A 25,560-nucleotide genomic window follows, 5' to 3' on the forward strand; every position below is an offset into this window, starting at 1 on the left:
CCCAACTGTTCTATGAACACACTTTCAACTCCTAATCCGGTGTCTACGCCGCGCTTCTTGCAGCAACTTAAATGGGTAGCTGACCCCATTGGCTATATGGAAAGCGCTGCTCAGCAATATCCTGATATTTTTTCGGCTGGAATTATTGGCTTTGGCAATAATTTGGTATTTGTGAATACGCCGGAAGGGATTCAAGATATTCTCACCAACGATCGCAAAACTTATGTGGCACCGGGCAGTTTGAATCGAATTTTGGTTCCATTGCTGGGCGATTATTCGGTGATTTTGATTGAGGGCGATCGCCACAAACGCCGCAGACAAATGTTGATGCCCTCGTTTCATGGCGATCGCATTCGCGCTTATAGCCAACTCATTTGCGATTTGACCGAAAAAACCTTGGGCAAAATTCCAGTCGATACACCCTTCTCAGCGCGGACTGCAATGCAAGAAATTTCGTTGCAGGTGATTATGCAAGCGGTGTTTGGGGTATTTGAAGGGGAACGCAGCCAGCAGCTTAAAACAATGCTGACCAAATTGACAGAGGTGTTTGCATCGCCGCTGTCTTCCAGTCCGCTGTTTTTTCCGGCACTCCAGCAAGATTGGGGCGCGTGGAGTCCTTGGGGAAAATTTTTGCGTGATCGCCAGCAAATGGATGATTTGATTTATGCAGAAATTCGCGATCGGCGGACTCAGCCACAACCAAACCGCGTCGATATTCTGTCGCTGATGATGGCGGCGATCGATGATTTGGGACAACCCATGACCGATCAAGAATTGCGGGACGAACTGGCAACCCTGATGTTTGCCGGACATGAAACCACTGCCACTGCTCTATCGTGGGCGCTTTACTGGATTTATCATCAGCCAGGTATTCGAGAAAGATTGCTGCATGAGCTACAGTCGGCAGATTTGTTCGACCCGATGAGCATTGTCAAGCTGCCCTACCTCTCCGCCGTTTGCAACGAAACTCTGCGGATTTATCCCGTTGCCATGCTCACTTTTCCCAGAGTGGTGCAGGAACCCACGGAACTCCTTGGCTATGCGTTGGAACCGGGTATCGCTGTCGTCGGCTGCATTTACTTGACCCACCAGCGCGAAGATCTGTATCCAGAGCCGCATCTCTTCAAACCAGAGCGCTTTTTAGAACGGCAATATTCTCCCTATGAGTTTTTGCCCTTCGGCGGCGGTGTGCGGCGCTGCATTGGCGAAGCCCTCGCCCAACTGGAACTGAAGCTGGTGCTATCCACCATTCTGACGCGCTACGAATTAGCACTGGCAGACACCAAACCCGAATATCCTCGCCGCCGAGGAGTCACCCTCGCCCCCGCCAATGGCGTGAAAATGAAAATGCTTGGAAAGCGCTCTGCTTAGGCTAAACATAGGCTATATCCTATCTCAATGGGTTTAACGAGACGTGATTTGACTTGTCCGGAGATCCTTAAAATTGCGCTGTTAATTTAAAGTGGCGACCAACTTCAATCCAACGACCAACAGGAATTGGCTTATCTATGACTGACCAAGAAGATCGTGGATTTTTGGAGCGATTCATTGTTGATAACGACGATTTAGAAAAACTTGAATCTTTGGTCAACCAGTTCAATATTTTTGAGGCGATTGGAGTAACCCGACAAGAACTTCGCCATTCAGACTTCTTGGCATTTTTGCTGAATCCTACTCAATCTCATCAATTGGGCGATCGCTATTTAAACGAAGCCGAGGCAGAACGCCAGCGGGCTGAAACAGAGCGGCAACGGGCAGACCAACTAGCAGAGCGACTGCGGCAGTTAGGCGAAGAAATTTAAAGAGAATGGCAGCGTGTCTCCCTTTCTTCTTTGGTGATAAGGGTTCGGCATGGATATTCTTACAGTCAAAGCACAATATCCATACTACGATCGCTATCATGCTTTTTTTGACTTGTCACCATGACCGATCGTTTTATTGAAGTTGGCAAGATTGTTGCACCCCAAGGGCTAAAAGGGGAAGTACGGATATATCCCAATACCGATTTTCCTGAACGCTTTCTGGAACCCGGTAAACGCTGGTTGCTCCGACCCGGAAACAAAGAGCCGCAGTCCATCAAACTCCTGCGGGGACGGTATTTGGATGGTAAGGGTTTATATGTGGTAAAGCTAGAGGGAGTTAACACGATCACCGATGCTGAAGGATTGCGCGATTCTAAACTAATGGTTCTGGCAGGCGATCGCCCGACCCTAGAAGACGGTGAATTTCATATTCCAGATTTGATTGGGCTGGAGGTGTTTGATCAGACAACCCAAAAGTTGATCGGCACCGTGATCAGCTTGATTCCTGCTGGAAATCACCTGTTAGAAGTGCAACGTCCCGACCCAAAAGCAAATACTGTGCTGATTCCGTTTGTCATGGAGATCGTGCCTATTGTTGATTTGCATCGTCGCCGTCTCGAAATTACTCCACCTGTTGGGTTAATTGATGATTTGCCAATCGCTTTGGTGGAAAGTGACGTAGAGAAAGCCACCGAAAATTTGTAGGTTTACTGTGGAAAATTTTACTTGTGTTGCTAAGATATGTTAAAAGGCAATCTACCTTTTTTCCCCTCATTATTGCTTAGCTAAAGCTTAGAATTTCTGTACTTTAGCCCTTTTTTGTCCAATTGGCGGCATAATCCAGAGATATTTCCAACGCGATCGATTCAGATCTTGTTTCCTCGCAGTTTTTTTGCATAGCTTACTAATCTCTCAAGCTAGATTAGTCAATACAGCTATTCATTGGTTTGAGCCTTTTATTAATACCTGCTCGATCTCATGAACCTTACGGCTCCAGCGTCTTTCTTTGAGTTTACTGTCCCCGAATGGCTGCAAGAGTGCTTAAACACTCGCCAAGTCGCTGCCGATTGTAGTGAGGCACAAACGACTCGCGCCGATGCCGATCTAGTCTGTCGTGCTTTTGAGTTTGCCTATCGCCTGCATCAAGGACAGTATCGCGCTTCAGGAGAGCCGTATATTATGCATCCGGTCGCGGTGGCAGGGCTGCTGCGCGATTTGGGGGGTGGCAGCGCTATGATTGCAGCGGGATTTTTGCATGACGTAGTGGAAGATACTGAGATTACTTCTGATGAGTTGGAAGCACAATTTGGTAAGGAAGTTCGTCTTTTAGTTGAAGGGGTGACTAAACTTTCTAAGTTTAACTTTTCTAGTAAAACTGAGCGGCAAGCAGAAAATTTTCGTCGCATGTTCCTTGCAATGGCGCAAGATATTCGGGTGATTGTGGTTAAGCTGGCAGATCGCTTACACAACATGCGAACGCTGGAGCATTTATCAGACGCAAAACGATGTCAAATTGCCTTGGAAACGCGAGAAATTTTTGCTCCTTTGGCAAATCGCTTAGGGATCGGGCGGTTGAAATGGGAACTGGAGGATCTCTCATTTAAATATCTAGAGCCAGAAGCATATCGAAGTATTCAAGAATTAGTTGCTGAAAAACGGATTGATCGCGAAACGCAATTAAACGAACTGGCAAATAATCTGCGTGATCGCCTAAAACAGATTGGCATTCAGGTCTTTGAACTTAGCGGACGACCCAAACATTTGTACGGCATTTATCAAAAAATGCAGCGCCAGCAAAAGGGCTATAACGAAATTTATGATGTTGCGGCGGTTCGGATTATTGTAGAAGCCAATGAAGATTGCTATCGGGCATTGGCGATCGTCCATGATATGTTTCGTCCCATTCCTGGACGTTTCAAAGACTATATTGGCTTACCCAAACCCAACCGCTATCAATCGTTACATACGGTAGTGGTCGGCACGACGGGAAGACCGCTAGAAGTGCAAATTCGCACCTTAGAAATGCACCATATTGCTGAATATGGGATCGCTGCCCACTGGAAATATAAAGAGGCAGGCAATTCCAACGGGAACATGACCGGAACGGATGAAAAATTTACTTGGCTACGGCAACTATTAGATTGGCAAAGTGATCTAAAAGATGCTCAAGAATATTTAGAAAGCATCAAAGATGATCTGTTTGACGGGGAAGTGTATGTGTTCACGCCCCAAGGGGATGTCGTCTCTTTGGGACGGGGATCAACAGCAGTAGATTTTGCCTATCGGATTCATACCGAAGTTGGGAACCACTGTGCCGGAACTCGGATTAATGGGCGGATGATGACCTTAGATACTCCGTTGAAAAATGGAGATATTGTTGAAATTCTGACGAATAAAAGCTCGCATCCTAGTTTAGACTGGCTCAATTTTGTCGTCACAGCGAGTGCCCGTAACCGAATTCGCCAGTGGTATAAGCGATCGCACCGCGACGAAAACCTAGCCCGTGGGCGAGACATGCTAGAGCGCGAGTTAGGCAAAAATGGATTTGAAGCATTGCTCAAATCAGCGCCCATGCTAGCCGCTGTGGAGCGATGTAACTATCACAGCGTTGATGATTTACTAGCCGCCGTGGGTTATGGAGAAATTACGCTGAATCACGTTGTCAATCGCCTACGAGAAACCGTCAAAGCCCAACAGCCGATCGCCCCTGCGCCTCAACAATTACTGCTGCCAGCAACCCCCTCAAAAGCACTATTGCCTTCGCCTTGCAAATCCCCAATTATTGGCGTAGAAGGGTTGCTATATCACTTAGCAGGCTGCTGTACTCCGGTTCCGGGAGAACCGATTATTGGCGTAGTGACTCGAAGTAACCGAGGAATTTCGATCCATCGCCAAGGATGTTCCAACCTTGAGCCTGTTCCGGGCGATCGCCTAGTTCCAGTGAGTTGGAATCCTATTCAAGAGGGAGAGCGCCCCCAAGCCTATCCGATTGATATACAGATTACCGTAATCGATCGAGTTGGCGTACTCAAAGACATTTTGTCTCGTTTAACCGACAATAATATTAATGTCCGCAACGCCCAAGTCAGAACCTTTCCTGACCAAACAGCAGTGATTGATTTGGGGATCGATGTTCGGAATCATGACCAGCTTGAGCGTACCTTTGCTCAGGTCAAAAAGCTCAGTGATGTTCTAAACTTACACCGCCTTAGCCAGAGTGAAGACTAAGCCTTTTATTAAAGAATCGTGATTTTAGTCAGGTCTTTGTGTAGTGTATGCAAAGTTACCCTAGAAAAGCCCATGTGCCAGTAGCATTAGTGGCAACATCAACTAGAATTAAATCTTCAAGCTTTGTTCTTTAAGCGTTCCATTAGAGTAAAGATCATCCGTAGTGGCCACTTATCAAAGTGACTTAAAATACATCTATAAAGCATTTTAGTTCAGTATCATTCATAAATAAATTTAGAAATTACCTTTAGTTAAGATATTGGTTCGCTACTGCCCAAATTGTTTAATTGTCACTTGGTAATCCTGCGGCTTCCATTTAAGATTGAAACCATAGTTTCGTTAAGTCCTTGAAAAAAATTAAGTTTATTTCTATTCGATGCCTGAATTTGGGACTTCTACCGTGAGCACTTGGACAACCCGCCACACAAAACAAGCTGAACAAGACGAACAACACTTGTACGACCATTTTTTGCACCTTGTGCAGTCGGAACTACCCAGTGATTTAGTGCAGCGCTTTCATCTGTTGTTTATTGATGGAACCGGTTATCCTGATCCAGAAGTTAGTGCAGCACTTGAAAAGATTACGGCGAATAAAGCTGCTGATCAAGAATTTCGATTTATATTAAACCGTTGCTGCCATATTCTAATTAATCGCTGGCAAGCTCGTCCTCAACATCAAACTTATATTCCTACTCTAATAGAACTGTTTGAGTCGGTGGCGGCTCGTTCTACACGCGAGTATGGGCGATCGCGCTCTGTTCGTCGGTTGCGGGAACTGGTTAAAGACTTTGTGGACAGTGAGCAATATCTGGCATTGCGGCGTTTAGCTCAGGTTACTAGCCAAAATATCGAAACCAATCCGTTGGGTGTTTCTTTAGGAAAGCTAATTCATCGATATCCTTATTTATATGATCATTGCTTAGTTGCCGAGGGTAGCACCCTTGAACAACAGCAAACGATTCGCCATCTAAAGGCTAGGGCAGAGCGCCAATATGAACTGGATCTGTCTCAATTTGTGACTTACCAAGTGCGGCGATCGCAAATTATTCGTAGCAACTTACCCGATGTTGCCAATCGGATTTTACAACCCGCCAAAAACCCAACATTGCTCAGTGATGAAGAACTATGTGTGGCAGTGAAGCATTTTGCAGGGCGATCGCAGGGAACTGATACCTATCGAGATTTAGCGCAACGATTTTTAACTCATAGTTCTCAGACTTCATCTTTCAACTCGTTTAAAGATGATCTCTATCAATACATGACTGCTTCAGTCGATCCAGAGTATGGCAATCGCCAGTTTAATAACCAACTCTATGCTCAACTGAAAGCATCTCTGCCAGAAAGTAACTCTCATCATGTTAATGATTTTCTCATCGTGAGAACTTGTAGCCAATTGCTCAATTTTTTGGTAGTTGAGAGTTCTCAAAAACCAAGCCATTTTGTGCTTATCGATTTGCTCTCAAATATTGGACCAGCACTGGCAACCGGCTTGCTACTTAAAATTGTGCTGATCTGTCGCAAGGTTAAACCGAATCTGGAAAAACGCTTTTCTATTTTGTTTAGCCACTACGAATCGAGCAAACGAGAAAATGTGCAATGGCTAGTTCAAGCAATGGAACATCTTAACTTAGCGCTTAGCACCAACTTCAGCACATTAGATTTATCTTTTATCAATCAGTGGTAGGTTTAAGCGGCTTTTATCAAGATTCAATGACTTTTACTTCGCAATAACTCTTACTTCACCTAGCAAAAAAAGAAAACGGTAGCTTATAATACAGATATAAATCAAAGCGTCCGATTTTCGGTCTTGTATAGCGTTGTTAGGTGAATCTACTAAATCTTGAGATTTTTACTGCTTCAGTCGCACGATACTCCGAAATAGGAACGTCCCTTACTTCACTCCATTGCTTAGGAGACGATTCTATGAAATTCCTTAAACGCGATCGCATCGCACCTGTTGAAATCAACCGCATCAGTGACCAAGATGCACATGTCGAACCAGCCGGACATGTACATCCAAACTACCGTCACTGGGCATGGTTTCGTCCCACGGATTTGCAAGGCGAGATCAAACGTTGATCTAGATATCTGATCTATATAACGCTTTGCTTTCGTTGACTGCTAAAAGCCCTGATGAATCGTCACAATTTCATCTTCCGCCCTAGAGATCGCTCCCCATCCATAAATTTGTTTTTGCCCCTTGGTACTTTAGTGAGGAACTCCGGGACTAACCATTGATCAACTGCAACAACTCCAAGTTGACTCGCCCCAGCAATAATGAAGGAGCGAATCTTTCAGGCTACTTTACTAGGGATAAAACGCTAACTGAGGCAATCCTAAGGTTTCATCCCAATCCATCATAATGTTGAGACACTGAATTGCCTGTCCTGCTTGCCCTTTCATTAGGTTGTCGATCGCCGAGATGACAATCACCCGCCCCGTCCGTGCATCTACTTCTAGACCAAGGTAGCAAAGATTGGTATGACACGCCCACTTCGTTTGGGGAAAGACACCACTCGGCAAAATCTTCACCCAGGGAGAATTTCGATAAAAGGCAGTGAAAATTGTCAACAAATCTTCTCGGACTAAACCGGGGTCGCGGAGAGTGGCGTAGACCGTTGCCAAAATGCCGCGTGGCATGGGAACCAGGTGGGGCGTGAACTGAACCATCACTTCATGTCCCGCAAGATCGCTGCAAATTTGCTCGATTTCTGGGGTATGGCGATGGCGGGCAATTCCATAGGCACTAAAAGAGCCACCGGCTTCTGCGAGCAGCATATTGGTCTTTGCCTGCCTGCCGCCGCCCGAAGTGCCCGATTTGGCATCGACGATCGCGGTTTCTGGCACAATTAAACCCTGCTTAAGCAATGGCGACAGTGCTAGCAGACTAGCGGTCGGGAAACAACCCGGACAACCGATTAGCTGAGCCTGAGAAATGCGATCGCGATACAGTTCCGGCAAACCATACACAGCAGTTTCTGCGACTTTCTCATCGGTGCGATCAATGCCATACCAGGTTTTATAAACTGCCAAATCTGAAAAGCGGTAGTCAGCCGACAAGTCTAACACTTTGCAGCCTTTCGCCAGCAACGTCGGAGCCATGGTGCAGGCAAGTCCGTTGGGAAGTGACAGAAAAACAACCTCACACCGCTCAGCAATCTTATCTAAATCAATCGGTTCAATCACTTGTTCAACGCGAGAATCCAAATGCGGATAAAGATCCGAAAATGACTGTCCGGCGCTGCTATCACCCCCTAGATAGGCGAGTTTCAAATGCGGGTGATCCATCAGAATACGAACAAGCTGCACGCCGCCATAGCCCGATGCGCCGACAATTCCAACCGGGATATGTGCCCCATCACCCATGATGCTTTTACCTTATTGCGGATTAAATACAGAGAACTTTGCTGCATTGTAGTACCAGATAAAAGATTTGGGGAAGGCTGCGATCGCGGGTTCTGCAAAAGATGACTTGACGCGATGTGCGACTATCCCAACTTCCCTCACCCTAAATCCTTCTCCCAGAGCGGGAGAGGGACTTTGAACCATTCTTGCTCCCCTTCTCCCAAGGCAGGAGAAGGGGCTGGGGGATGAGGGCTGACTTTAGTTGCACATCAGGTGACTTGAGTTCACCCAAGTAGTCATAATCAGTAGCCCTATTCGGCGAAAGTTCAATCAATCCGTCTTGACCGCAAACAGATTAGAATTTAATTAGAAAGACTCTTCAAAAAACGTTACGGTGACGCTTTGAACTTCTCCGCAGATTCCTCTCAGCTTGCGCCCTCCTCCTTTCAGTTTGATCCTATTGAGGCGGCTTTGGCAGATTTGAAAGCCGGTCGCGCGATCGTAGTAGTGGATGACGAAAATCGCGAAAACGAGGGCGATGTCATCTGTGCTGCCCAATTTGCCACGCCTGATCTGATCAACTTTATGGCAGTGTATGCGCGGGGGCTGATTTGCCTCTCGATGACTGCCGAGCGACTCGATGAATTAGACCTGCCGCTGATGGTCTTTAAAAACACAGATAGTAACCAAACTGCCTTCACGGTCAGCATTGATGCTGCGCCAAACGTCGGGGTGACCACGGGCATTTCTGCCGAGGATCGCGCCCGCACGATTCAAATTGCGATTAATCCCAGCACTCGCCCGGATGATTTGCGCCGTCCCGGTCATGTGTTTCCGCTCCGAGCGCGAGAGGGAGGTGTGCTAAAGCGGGCAGGGCATACCGAAGCGGCGGTGGATTTGGCGCAGATGGCAGGGCTATATCCAGCGGGGGTGATCTGCGAAATTCAAAACCCAGATGGTTCCATGGCGCGGCTGCCAGAGTTGATTGACTATGCCAAACTGCACACCCTTAAAATTATTAGTATTGCCGACCTAATCAGCTATCGATTAGCCCATGAGCGGTTGATTTCGCGAGAAGCGATCGCCGATTTGCCATCAGAGTTTGGGCAATTTAAAGTCTATGCCTACCGCCACACGCTAGATAACTCGGAACATGTGGCGATCGTCAAAGGCGATCCTGCCAACTTCGTCCATCAGCCCGTTTTGGTGCGAATGCACTCCGAATGTTTGACAGGGGATGCCCTCGGCTCTCTGCGCTGCGATTGCCGGATGCAACTTCAAGCCGCCTTGAAAATGATTGAAAGTGCCGGACAAGGCGTGGTGGTCTATCTGCGGCAAGAAGGGCGGGGCATTGGCTTAGTCAACAAGCTCAAAGCTTACTCGTTGCAAGATATGGGGCTGGATACGGTGGAAGCCAACGAGCATTTAGGGTTTCCAGCCGATTTACGCAACTATGGCATGGGTGCCCAAATGTTGGCTGACTTGGGTATAGGTCAAATGCGCTTGATTACCAACAATCCGCGCAAAATTGCGGGGCTGAAAGGCTATGGCTTAGAAGTAGTCGATCGCGTTCCATTAATCGTCGAAACCACGTCTTATAATTCTGCTTACCTGGCAACAAAGGTAGAGAAGCTAGGGCATTGGATGTTGCAGACCTATCTGGTGACGATCGCGCTGCAATGGCAAGATGGCTCCCAATCCATCGCCGATTGGTATGAACGATTAGAAAACCTGCGGCAACTTGTTAAGCCCTACGATTTTCAACTGCAAGAAGAAGTGCGCCCCATGGCGATCGCGCTGTTCGGCAACACCTCACGCATTGTCCATCTCGGATTTGAACAACCTCTACTCGGCACCCCCGATTGGTATCAACAGCCCGATCATCCCTACGTGGAAGCGATCGCCAAAATCTTAGATTCCCTCGCCGCTCAACCTACGCTCAAACAGCTTGAGTTTTTGATTGCCCATGGTGGCGATCCGCTAACCGGGCTACAAATTCAACTCGATCGCCATGCCTATCCCCTTGGTTTCGCTCCCTCTACTGTGTGTCAACACCTGCAAACTCAGATCATTTATAGTTTTCAGCGTGATCCTGTGAAGGAGTAGAGGGGTAGAGGAATGCAGGAGCCGAGGCATACTGCATTTTTGCCACTCGCCCTTCGACATTCGATATTCTTAAATTAGTCCTTTTTCCTTCAGCCATTCCCGGTTAAATAGCTTAGATTGATAGCGGCTGCCACCATCGCAGAGAATCGTGACGATGGTATGTCCAGCGCCGAGTTTTTTTGCAACTGACACAGCCGCAGCGACGTTGATGCCGACAGAGCCGCCCATAAACAAACCATCCTTTTCGAGTAGTTGATAGATGGCTTGAATGGCTTCGCGATCGCCCACTTGAATCGCATCATCCGCAGGCGCACCTTCCATATTGGCAGTCACCCGACTGTTGCCAATCCCTTCAGTGATGGAGTTTCCTTCTGAGTGCGGTTCCCCGGTTTTGATATAGCTGTAAAGTCCACTACCCATCGGGTCGGCAACTACGCAGTGAATCGCCGGATCTTTTTCCTTCAGAAACAGGGCAACCCCAGCATAGGTGCCACCTGTGCCCGTTGCCGCTACCCAAGCGTCTACTGTGCCATCGGTTTGTGCCCAAATTTCAGGCGCGGTCGTTTCATAGTGAGCGCGGCGGTTTGCCAAGTTATCAAACTGGTTTGCCCAGATGGCGTTCTCTAGTTCGCTGGCGATCGTGCCAGAGAGCCGGACGTAGTTATTCGGATCTTTATAGGGCACGGCAGGTACAGTCCGAACCTCAGCCCCTAGGGTTCTCAGCAGGTCGATTTTTTCCTGAGATTGGGTTTCGGGAATGACAATTAAACACTTATAGCCTTTGGCATTGCAAATATGCGCCAAGCCAATGCCGGTATTCCCTGCGGTGCCTTCCACAACGGTGCCGCCCGGTTTTAGCAATCCTCGCTCTTCGGCATCTTGAATGATATACAAGGCGGCTCGATCTTTGACCGATCCGCCGGGATTCAAAAATTCTGCTTTGCCCAAAATCTCGCAGCCTGTTTGTTCACTAAAACTATTAAGCCGAATTAGGGGAGTATTACCGATGGAGCCAACGAATCCGCTTTTGATATCCATGCTGGGGGTGTCCTGCCATGTTTCCTTTCTACGATTTTGGCGTATTGCGATCGCATAATTGACCCCAATTTGCAATTTGAGCCACCCAAAATCATCAATATTCAGGGTTAGCCCAATCTAAAGTTCTCCATCTTGATTAAAAACTTGGGCTGCGATCGCCAAAGCGCTCACTCCAATTAACGCTCCTGCCACAGTGCCCCATTTCAACACCGGGTTTTTGTCAATCCAATCGGTCACACTTGGGATGACCCACTGACCGAAGTCACCTTGAATCCGGTTGTCTTCTGATACCGGTTCATAAAGATTATTAGAGTCATTTTCAGACTTGGCTTCAGTTGTCTTCTGCAAGGGGAAACCAACCGCCGTCAAAATAGAATCTACCAGACCAGGAGAAAGCCGCTGCACCACATCTAATACTCTGCCCACATCGCCCACAATAAAATCTCGCACTGGATGTTCAGCCGTATAAAGAATCGCATCTGCAACGAGACTCGGTTCATAGTAGGGCGGAATTCCGGTTGGTTTCACTCCCAGCTTTGTGCGCCCATGATTATAAAACGGAGTGTTAATCACCGATGGCTTAATGCTCGTAATGCTGATAGGAACGCCCTCATGGTGCAGTTCAACCCGCAGCGCTTCTAGAAACCCTTCCACTCCATGCTTCGAGGTTGAGTAGGCACTTTGAAACGGCAGCGATCGCCGACCTTCCATGGAGGAGATAGAAATAAAAGCACCTTGTCCCGCCTGCCGCAGGTAAGGAAGCGCTGCCATTGCGCCATAAACCTGACCCATTAAAGTTACGTCTACAACCCGCTTAAATTCCTCTGGTGTAATCTGCTCAACCGTCCCAAAAACCGCTGTTGCTGAGGCGTGAACCCAGGTATCCAAGCGCCCATAGGTAGCAACAGTTTTGTCAGCGATCGCTTTCACTTGCTCAAACTCGGCAACATCAGCACTGACGGCGGTTGCTTCTCCCCCCGCTTGCCGAATCTCCTCTACTAAGGACTCCAATCCGGGCTGGCTGCGGGCAGCCACCACAACGCTTGCCCCGCGTTTGGCAAACTGGAGCGCCGTTTCCCGTCCAATACCGCTAGAAGCCCCAACGACTGCTACAACTTGTTGAGAAATTGGCTTTAACTGCATTTGAATAACTCTCTAAATGATGCAAATTTGCAGAACAACAAATGAGCTTTACCGCTCCATCCTTAGAACCGTAGCGGCTATTATTTGGCTCAACATCTGTCGTAGGAGTAGGCTTAGCTTCAACTTTTGCAGCTATGGGCGATCGCAGCTATATAGATTAGGGTTTGCTTCCATAACCAAAGGTTTCAGTGAATCAGGCAGTGCGATCGCTTAACGATCTCTGATTTTCTGGGCGCTGTCATTTCAACTACTGTCAGATACTCAGCGCGCCAACTGGAATCTAGACAGGTTCCGTGGCGATCCAGGCGCGCAGGATTTCGGCAACCGTCCAAGCTTGGGCAATGCAGCCACGAGGTTGCATGGGGACATCGCCATCACAGATTTCACCGAGGCTACCCACGCCATAATCAATCAAGTGATTCATCATCGGATCTAAAAACTCACGCGCTTGAGCCGGGTTATTGTAAACCCGCAAATGGGCGATCGCAAACGGTCCCAACAGCCATTCCCATACAGTGCCTTGGTGATAGGCTCCATCGCGCTGAAGCGGAGAGCCACGATAGGTGCCTTGATAGCTAGGGTGCTTGGGAGCGAGCGAGCGCAGCCCGTGGGAGGTAAGCAAGGTTTGGGCGCAGGTATCCACCACACCTTTTTGCTGAGCGGCTGTCAGTGGACTTTCGGGCAGGGAAACCGCAAAAATCTGGTTTGGGCGCAGAGAATCATCATCCCCCTCCGGACTATCCAGCAGATCGTAGCAGTAGCCTAACTCCGGGTTCCAGAAGCGACTAAACCGGGCAAGAGCGCGATCGGCGATCGCCTCATATTCCTGATGGGGCTTGCCGACCCGCCGCGCTAATTTTGCGATCGTTCGCAGCGCATTATACCAAAGCGCGTTGACCTCCACGGGTTTGCCAATCCGAGGCGTAACTACCCAATCGTCTACTTTGGCATCCATCCAAGTGAGTTGCACCCCGGCTTTTCCGGCATACAGCAAGCCATCCGCCGGATCAAGATGGATATTGAAACGAGTGCCGCGACAGTGCCAATCGATAATATCTGCCAAGATAGGAAAAAGTTCTTGAACCAGATCATCGTCTTCAGTATCGACATAGTAGGCGCGCAGGGCTTCAAAATACCAGAGGGTCGCATCAACGGTGTTGTATTCTGGCAGTTCTCCTGCATCAGGAAAGCGGTTGGGGATCATACCCTGCTCGGTATAGTGAGCATAGGTACGCAGGATAGAGCGGGCAATTTCGGGCTGACCAGTGGCGAGAGTCAGTCCCGGCAGGCTGATCATGGTGTCTCGTCCCCAATCGCTAAACCAAGGATAGCCAGCAATGATAGTTTTGCCGTGGGGATCTTCAGGAGAAGCGCGGTTGACGATAAATTGATCGGCTGCTAACACCAATCGACTCGTAAAATCCTCTTTTGCTTCAGCAGCACGGCTAGAACGCCACAATCCTAGCAGTTTGCTATCGTGAGTCCGGCGATTTTTTAGGGCGCTTTCTCCATTCACATCGGGCTTTCGCTCGGTGCTAGCAACGATCGTGAGAGATTCTCCAGCTGTCAAAGTTGCGTACAAAGTTGCAACATGCAGATGATCTTCGCGATCGCTCAATCCTCGTTCTCGCTCTAAGGCTAAATCAAAGCCATAGTACCAATCATGGGCAGGAATCACCTCGGCGCGATCGCTCAGCAGCGTCAGTTGAGTCGCCTCTGGAAACGCCGCTACACACACCCCCCGATCCAATGGCACCACCGTCATTTGCCACCCCGATCCCTGAGTTCGACTGTGATAATCTCGGTAGTTGACCAGTGCCTTTAGCGTGAGCTTCAGGGGTTGTGATGCACGCAGCAGATGATATTGCACATAGGTGGTGTTCGCTCCCATCTGCATCCAAATCCGTTTTTCAATCAGCGCATCCGCACAAACATATCGCCAGGTCGGAATTGAGCCTTCTAGCGCAAAGCGTTCAATCTGCTGGAACCCATGGGGTTCCACAGAGCCGCCAATCCACCGATTCGTGTGCAACGGATAATAATGAGGCTCAGCTTGAGCCGTACCATCGCCATATTGCACCATTTCATCCAGTTTCGTTAGCATCAGCGTCCGTCCTAACGGTGGATTGAGCGCCGCCACCAGCAACCCGTGATAGCAGCGGGTCAGAATGCCTGACACCGTACCTGATGTATATCCGCCAATGCCGTTGGTTACCAGCCACTCTCGCGACTCCGCCAAATCTAGCCGTCCACAAATTTCTCGCCCAAACTGAAGTCCCATCGGCATAATGCCTTCTCCGCTCTGTCAACCGCCCATCCTAAACTATCGTCCATCCCGATTATCCGCAAATCTGGAATTAATTAGAGAACAGAAAGAAATTACGAATGGCGATTACGAAGGGCGAGTTACGAAGCATTAAGAGTGAAAGGGAAACGCTATTCAGCCCATGTTTATCGACATTCGACATTCCGCACCCGGACATTCGACACTCCGCACCCAGCATTCGGCATTCGACATTCGGCACTCCGAACCCTGTTTTCTGCCAATTTGTACCTTCTCTGACAAGAAAAAGTACCCATTCGCTGGATAATGATTCAGTTGTTTCGGTAAGCCAAGAGAGAACATGGGTCGCGCTAATAAAGTTGTGCTGGCATACTCCGGCGGAGTCGATACTTCGGTATGCATTCCTTATCTAAAGCAAGAGTGGGGCGTAAAAGAAGTCATTACGCTGGCGGCAGATTTGGGGCAAGGATCTGACATGGAGCCAGTCCGCGAAAAGGCTCTTAAGTCGGGCGCTCTAGAGTCTTTGGTGATTAATGCGACTGAAAGTTTTGTGAAAGATTATGCGTTTCCGGCAATTCAAGCCAATGCGCTTTACGAAAGTCGCTATCCGTTGTCTACGGCGTTGGCTCGTCCTCTAATTGCGAAATTGTTGGTGGAAGCGGCTGAAAAATATGGTGCAGATGCAGTGGCGCATGGCTGCACGGGCAAGGGAAATGATCAGGTGCGGTTTGATGTGTCGATCGCCGCCCTAAACCCAAACCTGAAGGTGCTAACTCCAGCGCGAGAATGGGGCATGAGTCGGGAAGAAACGATCGCCTATGGGGAGCAGTTTGGCATTCCGTCGCCGGTGAAAAAGTCGTCCCCTTATAGTATCGATGAAAATCTGTTGGGACGGGCAGTGGAAGCAGGCATATTGGAAGATCCATGGATTGAGGCACCGGAAGATGTTTACACGATGACGACGGCGATCGCGAACACGCCCAACGAGCCAGAATATGTAGAAATTGGCTTTGAAAAAGGCATTCCCGTGAGTATCAATGGCGAAACACCCGACGCGATCGCCTTGATTACTCAACTGAACGAAATGGCTGGAAAGCATGGCGTGGGTCGGCTTGACATGATTGAGAATCGTCTGGTCGGAATTAAATCCCGTGAGATTTACGAAACGCCTGCGATGTTGCTGCTGATTGATGCCCATCGCGATTTGGAAAGCTTGACGCTGACGGCGGATGTTGCCCAATATAAGCGCGGGATTGAACAAACTTACACCCAACTGGTCTATAACGGGCTTTGGTATAGTCCCTTAAAAGATGCGTTGGATGCGTTTGTGCTTAGCACCCAAGAGCGAGTCACGGGAACGGTGCGGGTGAAACTGTTCAAGGGAACCCATAGCGTAGTGGGGCGCAAGTCGTCTCACTCGCTGTATACGCCCGATTTGGCTACCTACGGCAAAGAGGATGTTTTTGACCATCAGGCGGCAAAAGGGTTTGTCTATGTGTGGGGGTTGCCGACTCGCGTTTGGGCAGAAACGGGGCGCAAATAGCATGAGCGATCGCCCTTCCGTCATTTTTGTAGATGCAGTCGGCACACTATTTGGGGTGAAGGGCAGCGTGGGGGAGCAATATGCCAAGGTCGCAAGTCGATTTGGCGTAAACCTCCCTGCGATCGCGCTGAATCAGGCATTTTTTAAGAGCTTTAAAGCGGCGGGTTCTTCGGCTTTTCCAGGATGCGATTCCCGTGAGGGATCTGCGTTGCAGAATCGTGCTGATCTGCAAGCTAAAGAATATGCCTGGTGGTTCAACATTGCAGCGCAAACCTTTCAGCAAGTGGATGCCTTGCACCAATTTTCTGACTTTGAAGCGTTTTTTGCTGAACTGTTTGCTTATTTTGCTGCGATCGCCCCGTGGGAAGTCTACCCCGATGTGCCCCTTGCCCTCAAACGCTGGCGGCAATTAGGCATTCCCTTGGGGATTCTCTCCAACTTCGATTCCCGGATTTACTCAGTGCTGCAAGGATTGGAACTGCTGGATTACTTTGCATCCATTACCATTTCCACCGAAGCAGGCACCGCGAAGCCTGATCGCCAAATTTTTGAGGTGGCGCTGCACAAACATAGTTGCTTGCCACAAGACGCTTGGCATATTGGCGACAGTTTTGCAGAAGACTATCAAGCAGCACAGAACGCAGGCTTGCGCGGCATCTGGCTAAGAAGGGAATAATGCTTCGCATAAAAAAACCTCTCCTCAGTTGAGAAGAAGGTCACAGCATGAAATCCTCTTTCTAAGCGCTGATGGTTGGCTCGTAGAGTAAATCGCGAACTTTTGCCATGCTCGTGACTAACCGATCCATTTCCTCGCGAGTATGCAGTGCATTAACAGTAATTCGGACGCGGGGCTTGGCAATAAACCAAATCGGCGAAACCCACACGCCATAGTCTAATAGCTCCCTAGCGTAAATTTTAGGGTTGATTTCTGGCGGTAGCATCACGGGCACGACATTGGTTTCACCGATCGCCAGAAAATCATGGGCTTTAAGCCGCGATCGCAAATATTGCGTATTTTCCTGCAATCGGGTTACCCGCTCTGGCTGATCGCGCACAATCCGAATGCATTGTAACGCAGCAGCAGTCAACGGTGGAGCAAGGGAGCAGGTGCCAATGGATGTCGGCGATACACTCAGTAGCGGTTTAAGCTCAGCAATATGGGTGCTGATTGCCGCGCCAACCGACGCGCCAAACTTTGAAAACGTCGTCATAATCAGCGGAATCACGCCGCGATTAATTGCATCTTGGGGCTTCAAATTAAAATACTCATAAATGCCGCGTCCGGTTGCCCCCAGCGCCCCACTGGCATGAGCTTCATCCATCACCAATACGCTGCCGGGATAGTTTGACAACACATCAATCATGTCGGGTAACGGCGCAATGTCACCATCCATCGAAAATACCGCGTCGGAGACAACCATAATGCGATCGTCGGGGCGAACATACCGCTGCAACTTGCGGGCTAGATCCTGCACGTCACAATGACGGTAGGCGCGTACCCGCACCCGTGGGCTATGTCCAAACAGCTTGCCAGACCGGGTTCCCGCATTAGCGATCGCCGAAACAATACAGCCGTGGTTCAAAACATCAGTCAAAATCAGCGTTTCGCGAGTGTGCTGAAAGCCTGGAACTGGAATCGCCAAATGACAAAAAGCATCCATCAACGCCTGCATCGCCATCCACGCATTCAAAAATAGCTGCGTATGGGGTAAGTGTTTAAAAGCTGACACTTCATCTTCTAGCTGACGATGCAAATCAATCCGACCGCTCAGAACAGAGCAGGAACTATTGGACGTTCCGTACTGCAAAATAGCATCGATCGCCGCCTGTTTCACCGACTCGTCTTGTGTCAATCCCAACACATCATTGGTGCAAAAGGTCAAGACAACTTGGCGTTTACCTGTTGCATCCTCAATTTCAACAATGTTTCCGTTTTTGCGATGGCAAATATATTCATCCGGGTCAAGACCGCTCTCATACCATCGTTGAACGTATTCTTTTACAACTTGCACAATAAACTCCTCTCACCTTTTTAGATAGCCTACCGCCTCTAGCTGAATAGTATAAGTTTCTCTGTCAATTACTTCTAGGCACAGTCAGGTACTACGAATCTTTAAAGATTATCTGAAACTTGCTAAGTAATTCGATTTTAACGCTCTCAACTAAAGTTTTTAAGGTCGGTTAACTTACCGCCCCGCGCTAGATCAAAGACGGCTGCGATCGCGTTTTGTGCCCGACGAGAATCAGGGGCAGGAGGCAGGGGAGGAATGACGAATGGCGAATGGCGAATTTAAAACTCAAAACTTTCTGCAATCTTTAACCCGAAACCCGCAAAGCATTTCTACATTTGCTCTTGCACAACGCGGTTGAAGGAAGGATGATTTGGGAGGTAAATTTTTCCTATGCAAGCATGACTAAGCTCACTCGGCGGCAGGTGTTGTTCACTGGTTTGGCAGCGGGTACAGCAAGCGCGATCGCGGCTCAGCAACATTCTACGCAAGCGGCTGAACCCGTTCGCACTCCTCCAAAGACTGCCACAGAACCGCAAAGACCCTCTGCCCTATTTGATTACGATGGCGATCCCAATATTCCTCCTACGGTCGAAAATGGCTTAGTTCAGCCCTCTATCCCCTACGATCGCGCTCGTTCCAATCTGCTGATTCAGTGCTGCGATATTGCTTACGAGCAATTTGCGGCTGGAGTAACTGATCCTGCCTACAACGGATCGATTAAATCTCTAAAAAGCTATACACCCCTGCTAGACGGATATACCCAGGTTGCCAGTTTCAAGGCACAGGATGACCTGCTGGGGATTTCGCTTCAAGGCACGGTAATTCCCGAAATTTTAAGGCAATTGCCCCTCGACCAAATTGAACGCCAACTGCCCCAAGAGATCCGCGATCGCCTCCCTAGAGTATTGCAGCGAGTGGCTAACCCTAAAATGGTGTTTTTGGGCTTTGCCTTAACCTCCAAACAGGGCAGTATTATCGTGTTTCGCGGTTCCCAAACCTCTGAAGACTGGATTTCTAATCTCCAAATTAGACAAACGGACTATGTCCGCGCTGGCGCGCCGGCGGGCAAAGTTCACAGAGGTTTTCTGTCGTTTTACAGCAATGTCCAAGCCCAGATGCAAGCCGCAAGCAAGTTATTGAATCCTGCTGCCCCTTGTTACCTGACGGGGCATAGCTTAGGCGGTGCCCTCGCCACCTTTGCCACATCAGATCTATCACTTTCTAAACTGAAGCCCCAACTTCGGCTATATACCTATGCGTCTCCCAGAGTGGGTAATCTCGGATTTGCTGAATATCTAAGTGGGGCGGTGCCTAACATGTATCGGATTTTTAACTTAGCGGATTCGGTGCCAGAGGTGCCGCCTTCCAAAACCAGGAATACTGAGTTTCATCATGTGGGGCAAAACTGGTCTTTTCTTCACTACACGGGCGATGTGGCTCCCAACCACTTCACGAGTGTGTATCGGGCTGCGATCGCAAAACAAGTAGAAACCAACAAGCTACCTGATTTTCCAATTTAGCTCTATCTCTCTTCTTAAAGAGTATTATCTCTCTCTTTTTAAGGATGTAAATTAAAGCAGAACTCAGAATAGTAGAGAGGTACAGCATTCACTGAGGTGAGCAACTATGAATCAGGTCAAAACTATTGCGATCGCTGGCGCTATCAGTCTGTCCAGTGGAGTGATTTTTATAAACGTCCCTGCGATCGCCCAAACCTGTACCGCTCTGCCCGTTGTCGATGGCAGCGGAACTTTAATTCAGAAATCAGTTTCCCCTCCGGGCACAGGGATCACTCGCAATAATTGGAGTACGGATTTTGTGGTGCCAAGCAGCCGAAGCTTTAGGCGATATGTGACTCGCATTGTGCCCAAAAATGGGGGCGAATATGATGTTGCCATGTCCTTGAAATACAACAACGACACAGCGGATAGTGTGTTTACTCGAACGCTAAAGTTATCCGAGCAAAAGCCTTACACCATTCAGGGTTCCGCAAGAAATAGTGCTACACCTTATCAGGTCAATGTGAGTGTGGGTGGGTTAAGAGCGATTGGTAATGCCTATACAGTGTTGGCGTTGGGATGCAATTAGGAACCGCGTATTGATTTAATTTTTACCTTAGCGATCGCTGAGTTCTTAACCATTTAAGGTTAGTTAAACAGCTTGTGCAGTGCTTTTTTTAAGTAACGGAAACCCTAGCTGCTCCCGTTGCTGGAGATGAATTTGAGCAACCTGCCGAGCCATTGTACGAATTTTGCCAATGTAACGAGTTCGTTCTGTTACCGAAATTACACCACGAGCCTCTAGCAAATTAAAGGTATGAGAACATTTCAGGACATGATCAAAAGCAGGTAGCACTAATTCTTTTCCTATTAATTGTTCAGCTTCTTTTTCATATAAAGAAAACAGCATAAACAGTAATTCGGGATTAGACGCTTCAAAATTATATTTTGAACTTTCTATTTCACTTTGCAAATAAACATCGCCATAGGTCAGCGTATCATTCCATTGAATATCAAAAATGGAATTGACTGCTTGTAGATACATAGTCAATCGTTCTAGACCATAGGTAATTTCAATGGACACTGGACGACAATCTAGTCCACCACACTGCTGAAAATAGGTGAATTGGGTGACCTCCATTCCATCTAGCCAGACTTCCCAACCAACCCCCCACGCACCGACTGCTGCATCCTCCCAGTTATCTTCTACAAAACGCACGTCATGCTCTTCTGGCAATATTCCTAATGTGCGTAATGACTCCAAATAAAGCTCTTGAATGTTATCTGGCGAAGGTTTAATGAGAACTTGATACTGATAGTAGTGTTGAACTCTGTTGGGATTTTCTCCATACCTGCCATCACCGGGACGACGACAGGGTTCAATATAGGCAACTGCCCAGGGTTCTGGTCCAAGCGCTCTCAAAAATGTGTGTGGGCTTTTGGTGGCTGCGCCTTTCTCCGTATCGTAGGATTGAGCGATTAGACAACCGCGATCGCCCCAAAATTGGTTTAACGCAGTTACAACAGACTGAAAATTCACAGATTTCCCCTCCAATAATCTTGTATTGCGCTTTTAATTTTTTAAAAGCTAACTTTCTTGTGAAGCTAATTTTTATGTAAAGCTTGACCTTATCCATCCTAAGTATTCTTTGTCAATGAGTAGCTTCCATACCTGATGCATGATTATTAAGGATTTATTGCCATGATTACTCTATCTCGGTATTGGAATGCATTAGGATGATGCGCTACTAGAACTTACCAAAGGTAAACGAGGATAATTGTTATGGTTCAAGCCGTTTCTCAAAAAGTTAGCTTTGATCAGTTCATCGAGCAGTATCCAGAGAACTCAGAGCATCGCTATGAACTGCGGGAAGGAGTGATTGTTGAGATGCCAAAACCCAGAGGGAAACATTCTGAAATTGCTGGTTTTTTAAGCCTTGAATTGGGTATCGTCATCCGCAGTTCAAAGTTGTCCTATTTCCTTCCGAGGGAATCTATTGTTAGATCGGCGGATGGCGAATCGGGTTATGAGCCAGATGTGATTGTTTTAGATCGATCTGCGATCGCCAATGAACCTCGGTGGGAACGTGAATCTGTCATCACTTTAGGAGCATCGGTTCGACTAATAGTGGAGGTAGTCAGCACCAATTGGCAAGATGATTACCTGACGAAACTGCGAGATTATGAAGCGCTTGGCATTGGCGAATATTGGGTCATAGATTATTTAGGGTTAGGTGGACGGTTGCACATTGGCTATCCCAAGCAAGCCACATTTTCGGTCTACAAGCTTGTGGAGGGTGAGTATGAAGTGCAGCGGTTTCACATCGGCGATCTCGTTATTTCTCCCACGTTTCCCGATCTGAATTTATTAGTGGCAGAGGTATTTTCTGCACTTCAGTAAGCAATTTATTCTATCTACTTATTATTCTGTCTATTGAGATTATTTCTGATGTTAATTGGCTTGTTGGCGCTCCTGGTTACAATCGGAATTGCTGCCACCCAACTTTTACTCATTCCATTTCAGGCACTGCATTGGATTCACTTGCCGTTTTGGTTTATCTGGCTGCCAGTGGTTGTAATCTTTGCCTGGTGCTTAGAAGATTAGGGTAACAAATTTAATGGGCGTTGCTGAATCGAGATATGAAATTCGTAGGGGCAATCCCTTGTGGTTGCCCTTCATCTCCGTCAGGGTAGGCACAAGACCTACCCCTACAGTCAAAAATCATGCTTCTATTCAGCAACGCCATTTAATGCTGTTATCGCGATCGCGTTATGCCATAGGATTTTTGGGAACTCTAGGAGACAGCACTCCTCTAGCAAGAGCCAATTGCAGGCATGAATAACAATCTCAGTCAGTTTATTGTTAAAGAAGCTCTAGGAAAGAATCGAAATTGTTGGAATCAAATATTGCAGTCTCAGCGTGAAGAACCATTTGCTGCTTTTCAAGCGAACTGGGAAGTTAGCGCTTATGGTATCACTCCTCCTATGACCCAGTTCCCCATAGCCTTATTGCCTTTGCCAATTGACTGGAATCATCTTCATCAGATTTCTGACCATAACTCAGAGTTTGAATTGGAACTCTTGCAGATGTTTGCTGAGGACACCGAACACCATCTCAAGCAGCTTGAAGCCGCGATCGCTACACAGGACTTCTCTGCTTCAGAACAGCAGGCTCATTATATTAAAGGTTCCAGCGCCAACGTAGGGCTGAGATCAATGCAAACCGCCGCGTCAACACTCGAAATTCAAGCGCGCAATCATCAGCTTGATAATCCCAATTCACAGATCCTGATTCTGCAACAGACGCTTGAAGCACTACAAATCTTTCTGATGTCAGCCGTGGAACTTAGTCGAATTGCACTTAGCTGAGCAGGAAAATTCCAACTCTGAGCTAGACAACGCCAGAAATCTGGTTTAATGGATTGGAGGAATGGAAAAATCTTAGGTCTTTCACAGTTTTTAAGAGAGTTTGGCAGTACATTCTAAAAGAAAACGCTGATTTTGTAAGGAATAGGGTTGTACCTCTAACGCTTGCCGGAAGGCTTTGATAGCCGCCGCATAGTTCGCGGTCGCCATGTGGCAAATTCCTAAACCATGTAGTGCACCAAAGTGAATGGGGTTAAGCTGGAGAACAGTTTCGCACTCTGCGATCGCGGCTTGATAGTTGCCTTGAATATAGTGAAGCACAGCCAAGCGATTCCAAGCTTCAGCAAAATCGGGCTGTTTCGTGACCACTGTAATTAATAGCTCTTCCGCCTTGTCAAAATTACGCATGTCTAGAAAAATTTGGGCACGACGAAGCACTTCTAGTCCAATCGCCCCTTTTTGCTCAAACCAAATTTGCCACAGTTCGCGGGTGGCGCGATCGCGAATCGCTTCATCTGAATTTCTTAACTCTTCCAATAAAGCCGAAATCATTGATTCGTTCATAACATTCAGAAACTCACTAACTGGATAAAAACTAACTGGATAGAAAATGAATAGTCTTTAGATACAGCAATGCCAGAGTTGCTAGAGTCCTTCTTTAAAGAGTGTCAATCGATTGCTTGGAGCGCCAATCGTAATTCTCTTTAATCAATCGTGCTGGAACACCGCCAATCATTGCATTAGAGGTGGTGAGCTTGCCAGTAACCACGCTGCCCATGGCAACCAAAACGTTGTTGCCCAGTTCACTACCAGGGGCAAACCGAGCCGCGCTACCGATATAACAGTGTTCGCCAATTTGGATGTTGCGATCGCGAATGCCTGCACCATGTGTCCAAAACTGCGACTCTCGTCCAGCAATCCAAGAGCCTTTGCCCACCGTCAACTTTCCCGCAATATCAAAAAAATGGGCATCCGCAATTAATGTATTCTCTGCCAAAATCAAACAGCGATCGTAATGATTGTCCTTAAATTCTTCATGAGTTGTCCATTCATTACAGACAAAAAGATTATTTTTTCCAATCGTTGCGCCATTTTTAATCACTAAAGACATAGGACCTGTAAACACATTCGATCGCCCAATCGTTGCGCCTTCAATGGTGGCTTCGGCAATGACAAAAAGGGTGCCAATTCCAATCGTGCTATTTTTAATTGAGTAACCTAACAGCAGGTTATATAGAAAGCATCGAAGACCATTTAAAGGCAGATAGCTAATCATTAAAGCCAACCCATAATTAATGAAACGATTCATAGATTCACTCGCCCAAACTTCACTTTGAATTAGAGTTCCCTTACAGTGAAGTTCATTTTACAAAGAGTGATTGATTCAGTTCTATTCAAACTAGTTCTACTCAAACCATTCTCGCCTCACCTGCATTTCACGAAACCGCAGAAACAGTCCTAAGGTAATTTGTTTAGCAATCCAATACAAAACTGTTAAGCCAATAAACGAGATTACGATCACGATCGCAGGGCGTTTGCTAGTCAAATCATTCAGTGTTATCAGCAGCACATTTGCCGGATCGCTGACTAAATCCCAACTATTAAAGCGGCGAAATCTCCCCATATAAACGCCCAACGCACACAGAGCATGAGTCATAATTTCAGAGTGATTAATATACTTTTCTAAGCCAATTCGCTTGAGGTAATGTCCTTGATTGAGTAGCGAAATCACATACATTTGAAATCCGCTTAAAATGGCAAAGAGATGCAACGGAATAAAGATAAGAGTAATAATCCAAGCGGAATAGCCTGATCGCGTCGCTCGAATGAGATGAATAATGTCGGTAAGCAGGTAAGGCGCATTGGGCAAAAAAGCGAAAAAAACCGCAAAGGCAACCCACCATAGTAGAGTGCGAACAGTAGAGCGGCGGCGATAAAGCCAAAAGCTTAAAGCAAAAGGAATAAATGCCAAAAATAGATTCCAAATAATCCAGCCGCTATGGCGGTTAAAGACATCTAATGCATTTGCAAGAATTTCTCTCATAGAACTTCAATCTGATTCATCTCCCCTGTCTTAGCACAGAGTTAGTTAATTCTTGCGGGAAGTCATATGAGTAACACATCAATGCCATGGCGATTGGCAGCAAGAGGCGTTTTCCATGCAGCCATGAATAAATAGTTGAAAGCCATCATT

At 47.5% G+C, this 25,560-nt stretch carries 25 protein-coding genes; 15 read left to right on the top strand and 10 right to left on the bottom strand.

The annotated features are described in order from the left end of the window. Positions 1–12 precede the first annotated feature (12 nt). The 6 genes from AB3R30_RS06365 to AB3R30_RS06390 all read left to right on the top strand — a co-directional run bounded on the left by AB3R30_RS06365 (position 13) and on the right by AB3R30_RS06390 (position 7,109). On the top strand, positions 13–1,371 hold the full coding sequence (locus AB3R30_RS06365; RefSeq protein ID WP_458648315.1) for a cytochrome P450: 1,359 nt from the start codon (positions 13–15) through the stop codon (positions 1,369–1,371). 137 nt (positions 1,372–1,508) lie between these two features. After that, positions 1,509–1,802, top strand: coding sequence for a PD-(D/E)XK nuclease family protein (locus tag AB3R30_RS06370; protein ID WP_458648316.1), 294 nt, complete (start codon positions 1,509–1,511; stop codon positions 1,800–1,802). 120 nt (positions 1,803–1,922) lie between these two features. Next, positions 1,923–2,507 carry a ribosome maturation factor RimM gene (gene rimM / locus AB3R30_RS06375; protein WP_458648317.1) on the top strand — a complete coding sequence of 195 codons (585 nt, stop codon included), beginning with the start codon at positions 1,923–1,925 and terminating at the stop codon, positions 2,505–2,507. A gap of 273 nt (positions 2,508–2,780) precedes the next feature. After that, complete coding sequence (locus AB3R30_RS06380) at positions 2,781–5,030, top strand: RelA/SpoT family protein (protein WP_458648318.1); 2,250 nt, start codon at positions 2,781–2,783, stop codon at positions 5,028–5,030. A gap of 400 nt (positions 5,031–5,430) precedes the next feature. Next, entirely contained in the window at positions 5,431–6,714 is a 1,284-nt protein-coding gene (locus AB3R30_RS06385) for a hypothetical protein (protein WP_458648319.1), read from the top strand. Between the two features lie 239 nt (positions 6,715–6,953). Then, positions 6,954–7,109 (top strand): hypothetical protein, encoded by a 156-nt coding sequence (locus tag AB3R30_RS06390; protein WP_458648320.1) that lies wholly within the window; start codon positions 6,954–6,956, stop codon positions 7,107–7,109. Positions 7,110–7,337: 228 nt separating this feature from the next. On the opposite strand, the gene argC is transcribed toward AB3R30_RS06390, so the two are convergent. Continuing rightward, entirely contained in the window at positions 7,338–8,396 is a 1,059-nt protein-coding gene (gene argC / locus AB3R30_RS06395; protein ID WP_458648321.1) for an N-acetyl-gamma-glutamyl-phosphate reductase, read from the bottom strand. A gap of 12 nt (positions 8,397–8,408) precedes the next feature. Next, positions 8,409–8,579, bottom strand: coding sequence for a hypothetical protein (locus AB3R30_RS06400; protein WP_458648322.1), 171 nt, complete (start codon positions 8,577–8,579; stop codon positions 8,409–8,411). Between the two features lie 198 nt (positions 8,580–8,777). Here AB3R30_RS06400 and ribBA point away from each other — a divergent pair, with 198 nt between their 5' ends. Beyond that, the gene (ribBA, locus tag AB3R30_RS06405) at positions 8,778–10,481 is read left to right on the top strand and encodes a bifunctional 3,4-dihydroxy-2-butanone-4-phosphate synthase/GTP cyclohydrolase II (RefSeq protein WP_458648323.1); all 1,704 of its coding nucleotides are present in this window, start codon (positions 8,778–8,780) and stop codon (positions 10,479–10,481) included. Positions 10,482–10,550: 69 nt separating this feature from the next. On the opposite strand, the gene AB3R30_RS06410 is transcribed toward ribBA, so the two are convergent. From AB3R30_RS06410 to AB3R30_RS06420, 3 genes are all read right to left on the bottom strand, one after another. After that, positions 10,551–11,519, bottom strand: coding sequence for a cysteine synthase A (locus AB3R30_RS06410; protein ID WP_458648324.1), 969 nt, complete (start codon positions 11,517–11,519; stop codon positions 10,551–10,553). Between the two features lie 117 nt (positions 11,520–11,636). After that, the gene (locus AB3R30_RS06415) at positions 11,637–12,662 is read right to left on the bottom strand and encodes an SDR family oxidoreductase (protein ID WP_458648325.1); all 1,026 of its coding nucleotides are present in this window, start codon (positions 12,660–12,662) and stop codon (positions 11,637–11,639) included. 280 nt (positions 12,663–12,942) lie between these two features. Further along, positions 12,943–14,949 (bottom strand): amylo-alpha-1,6-glucosidase, encoded by a 2,007-nt coding sequence (locus AB3R30_RS06420; protein WP_458648326.1) that lies wholly within the window; start codon positions 14,947–14,949, stop codon positions 12,943–12,945. A 1-nt stretch (position 14,950) separates the two neighbouring features. On the opposite strand from AB3R30_RS06420, the gene AB3R30_RS06425 reads away from it, so the two are divergent. The 3 genes from AB3R30_RS06425 (at position 14,951) to AB3R30_RS06435 (ending at position 17,165) form a co-directional block, all read left to right on the top strand. After that, positions 14,951–15,082, top strand: a complete 132-nt coding sequence (locus AB3R30_RS06425; RefSeq protein ID WP_458648327.1) for a hypothetical protein — start codon at positions 14,951–14,953, stop codon at positions 15,080–15,082. A gap of 204 nt (positions 15,083–15,286) precedes the next feature. After that, positions 15,287–16,489 (top strand): argininosuccinate synthase, encoded by a 1,203-nt coding sequence (locus AB3R30_RS06430; protein ID WP_458648328.1) that lies wholly within the window; start codon positions 15,287–15,289, stop codon positions 16,487–16,489. A 1-nt stretch (position 16,490) separates the two neighbouring features. Beyond that, positions 16,491–17,165, top strand: a complete 675-nt coding sequence (locus tag AB3R30_RS06435; RefSeq protein ID WP_458648329.1) for an HAD-IA family hydrolase — start codon at positions 16,491–16,493, stop codon at positions 17,163–17,165. Positions 17,166–17,226: 61 nt separating this feature from the next. On the opposite strand, the gene AB3R30_RS06440 is transcribed toward AB3R30_RS06435, so the two are convergent. Then, the gene (locus tag AB3R30_RS06440) at positions 17,227–18,501 is read right to left on the bottom strand and encodes an aminotransferase class I/II-fold pyridoxal phosphate-dependent enzyme (protein ID WP_458648330.1); all 1,275 of its coding nucleotides are present in this window, start codon (positions 18,499–18,501) and stop codon (positions 17,227–17,229) included. A gap of 398 nt (positions 18,502–18,899) precedes the next feature. On the opposite strand from AB3R30_RS06440, the gene AB3R30_RS06445 reads away from it, so the two are divergent. Next, positions 18,900–20,021, top strand: coding sequence for a lipase family protein (locus tag AB3R30_RS06445; RefSeq protein ID WP_458648331.1), 1,122 nt, complete (start codon positions 18,900–18,902; stop codon positions 20,019–20,021). A 106-nt stretch (positions 20,022–20,127) separates the two neighbouring features. Further along, positions 20,128–20,589 carry a hypothetical protein gene (locus AB3R30_RS06450; protein WP_458648332.1) on the top strand — a complete coding sequence of 154 codons (462 nt, stop codon included), beginning with the start codon at positions 20,128–20,130 and terminating at the stop codon, positions 20,587–20,589. Positions 20,590–20,652: 63 nt separating this feature from the next. Here the strand turns inward: AB3R30_RS06450 and glyQ are convergent, their stop codons facing one another. Next, positions 20,653–21,540 carry a glycine--tRNA ligase subunit alpha gene (gene glyQ / locus AB3R30_RS06455; RefSeq protein ID WP_458648333.1) on the bottom strand — a complete coding sequence of 296 codons (888 nt, stop codon included), beginning with the start codon at positions 21,538–21,540 and terminating at the stop codon, positions 20,653–20,655. Positions 21,541–21,783: 243 nt separating this feature from the next. On the opposite strand from glyQ, the gene AB3R30_RS06460 reads away from it, so the two are divergent. The 3 genes from AB3R30_RS06460 to AB3R30_RS06470 all read left to right on the top strand — a co-directional run bounded on the left by AB3R30_RS06460 (position 21,784) and on the right by AB3R30_RS06470 (position 23,369). Next, on the top strand, positions 21,784–22,401 hold the full coding sequence (locus AB3R30_RS06460; protein ID WP_458648334.1) for a Uma2 family endonuclease: 618 nt from the start codon (positions 21,784–21,786) through the stop codon (positions 22,399–22,401). A 48-nt stretch (positions 22,402–22,449) separates the two neighbouring features. Beyond that, positions 22,450–22,605, top strand: coding sequence for a hypothetical protein (locus tag AB3R30_RS06465; protein WP_458648335.1), 156 nt, complete (start codon positions 22,450–22,452; stop codon positions 22,603–22,605). A gap of 302 nt (positions 22,606–22,907) precedes the next feature. Further along, positions 22,908–23,369: an Hpt domain-containing protein gene (locus AB3R30_RS06470; protein WP_458648336.1), complete on the top strand. Its 462-nt coding sequence runs from the start codon at positions 22,908–22,910 to the stop codon at positions 23,367–23,369. Between the two features lie 90 nt (positions 23,370–23,459). On the opposite strand, the gene AB3R30_RS06475 is transcribed toward AB3R30_RS06470, so the two are convergent. From AB3R30_RS06475 to AB3R30_RS06485, 3 genes are all read right to left on the bottom strand, one after another. Beyond that, positions 23,460–23,930 (bottom strand): tetratricopeptide repeat protein, encoded by a 471-nt coding sequence (locus AB3R30_RS06475; protein ID WP_458648337.1) that lies wholly within the window; start codon positions 23,928–23,930, stop codon positions 23,460–23,462. A gap of 94 nt (positions 23,931–24,024) precedes the next feature. Beyond that, positions 24,025–24,675, bottom strand: a complete 651-nt coding sequence (locus AB3R30_RS06480; protein ID WP_458648338.1) for an acyltransferase — start codon at positions 24,673–24,675, stop codon at positions 24,025–24,027. 96 nt (positions 24,676–24,771) lie between these two features. Next, positions 24,772–25,410: a DUF1361 domain-containing protein gene (locus AB3R30_RS06485; RefSeq protein WP_458648339.1), complete on the bottom strand. Its 639-nt coding sequence runs from the start codon at positions 25,408–25,410 to the stop codon at positions 24,772–24,774. Between the last annotated feature and the right edge of the window lie 150 nt (positions 25,411–25,560).

Origin of the sequence: Sivoneniella epilithica UHCC 1019 (assembly GCF_040830845.1) — a bacterium.
Classification (GTDB): Bacteria; Cyanobacteriota; Cyanobacteriia; order Leptolyngbyales; family Leptolyngbyaceae; genus ULC077BIN1.

Bases quoted from the DNA above. Each gene is read 5' to 3' on its own strand.
- AB3R30_RS06460 (WP_458648334.1), top strand. From the start codon at position 21,784: ATGGTTCAAGCCGTTTCTCAAAAAGTTAGCTTTGATCAGTTCATCGAG.
- AB3R30_RS06410 (WP_458648324.1), bottom strand. From the start codon at position 11,519: ATGGATATCAAAAGCGGATTCGTTGGCTCCATCGGTAATACTCCCCTA.
- AB3R30_RS06425 (WP_458648327.1), top strand. From the start codon at position 14,951: ATGCCTTCTCCGCTCTGTCAACCGCCCATCCTAAACTATCGTCCATCC.
- AB3R30_RS06380 (WP_458648318.1), top strand. From the start codon at position 2,781: ATGAACCTTACGGCTCCAGCGTCTTTCTTTGAGTTTACTGTCCCCGAA.
- AB3R30_RS06420 (WP_458648326.1), bottom strand. From the start codon at position 14,949: ATGCCGATGGGACTTCAGTTTGGGCGAGAAATTTGTGGACGGCTAGAT.
- AB3R30_RS06485 (WP_458648339.1), bottom strand. From the start codon at position 25,410: ATGAGAGAAATTCTTGCAAATGCATTAGATGTCTTTAACCGCCATAGC.
- AB3R30_RS06430 (WP_458648328.1), top strand. From the start codon at position 15,287: ATGGGTCGCGCTAATAAAGTTGTGCTGGCATACTCCGGCGGAGTCGAT.
- AB3R30_RS06465 (WP_458648335.1), top strand. From the start codon at position 22,450: ATGTTAATTGGCTTGTTGGCGCTCCTGGTTACAATCGGAATTGCTGCC.
- AB3R30_RS06415 (WP_458648325.1), bottom strand. From the start codon at position 12,662: ATGCAGTTAAAGCCAATTTCTCAACAAGTTGTAGCAGTCGTTGGGGCT.
- AB3R30_RS06400 (WP_458648322.1), bottom strand. From the start codon at position 8,579: ATGGTTCAAAGTCCCTCTCCCGCTCTGGGAGAAGGATTTAGGGTGAGG.
- AB3R30_RS06445 (WP_458648331.1), top strand. From the start codon at position 18,900: ATGACTAAGCTCACTCGGCGGCAGGTGTTGTTCACTGGTTTGGCAGCG.
- AB3R30_RS06450 (WP_458648332.1), top strand. From the start codon at position 20,128: ATGAATCAGGTCAAAACTATTGCGATCGCTGGCGCTATCAGTCTGTCC.
- rimM (WP_458648317.1), top strand. From the start codon at position 1,923: ATGACCGATCGTTTTATTGAAGTTGGCAAGATTGTTGCACCCCAAGGG.
- AB3R30_RS06480 (WP_458648338.1), bottom strand. From the start codon at position 24,675: ATGAATCGTTTCATTAATTATGGGTTGGCTTTAATGATTAGCTATCTG.
- AB3R30_RS06435 (WP_458648329.1), top strand. From the start codon at position 16,491: ATGAGCGATCGCCCTTCCGTCATTTTTGTAGATGCAGTCGGCACACTA.
- AB3R30_RS06370 (WP_458648316.1), top strand. From the start codon at position 1,509: ATGACTGACCAAGAAGATCGTGGATTTTTGGAGCGATTCATTGTTGAT.
- AB3R30_RS06365 (WP_458648315.1), top strand. From the start codon at position 13: ATGAACACACTTTCAACTCCTAATCCGGTGTCTACGCCGCGCTTCTTG.
- AB3R30_RS06475 (WP_458648337.1), bottom strand. From the start codon at position 23,930: ATGAACGAATCAATGATTTCGGCTTTATTGGAAGAGTTAAGAAATTCA.
- argC (WP_458648321.1), bottom strand. From the start codon at position 8,396: ATGGGTGATGGGGCACATATCCCGGTTGGAATTGTCGGCGCATCGGGC.
- AB3R30_RS06390 (WP_458648320.1), top strand. From the start codon at position 6,954: ATGAAATTCCTTAAACGCGATCGCATCGCACCTGTTGAAATCAACCGC.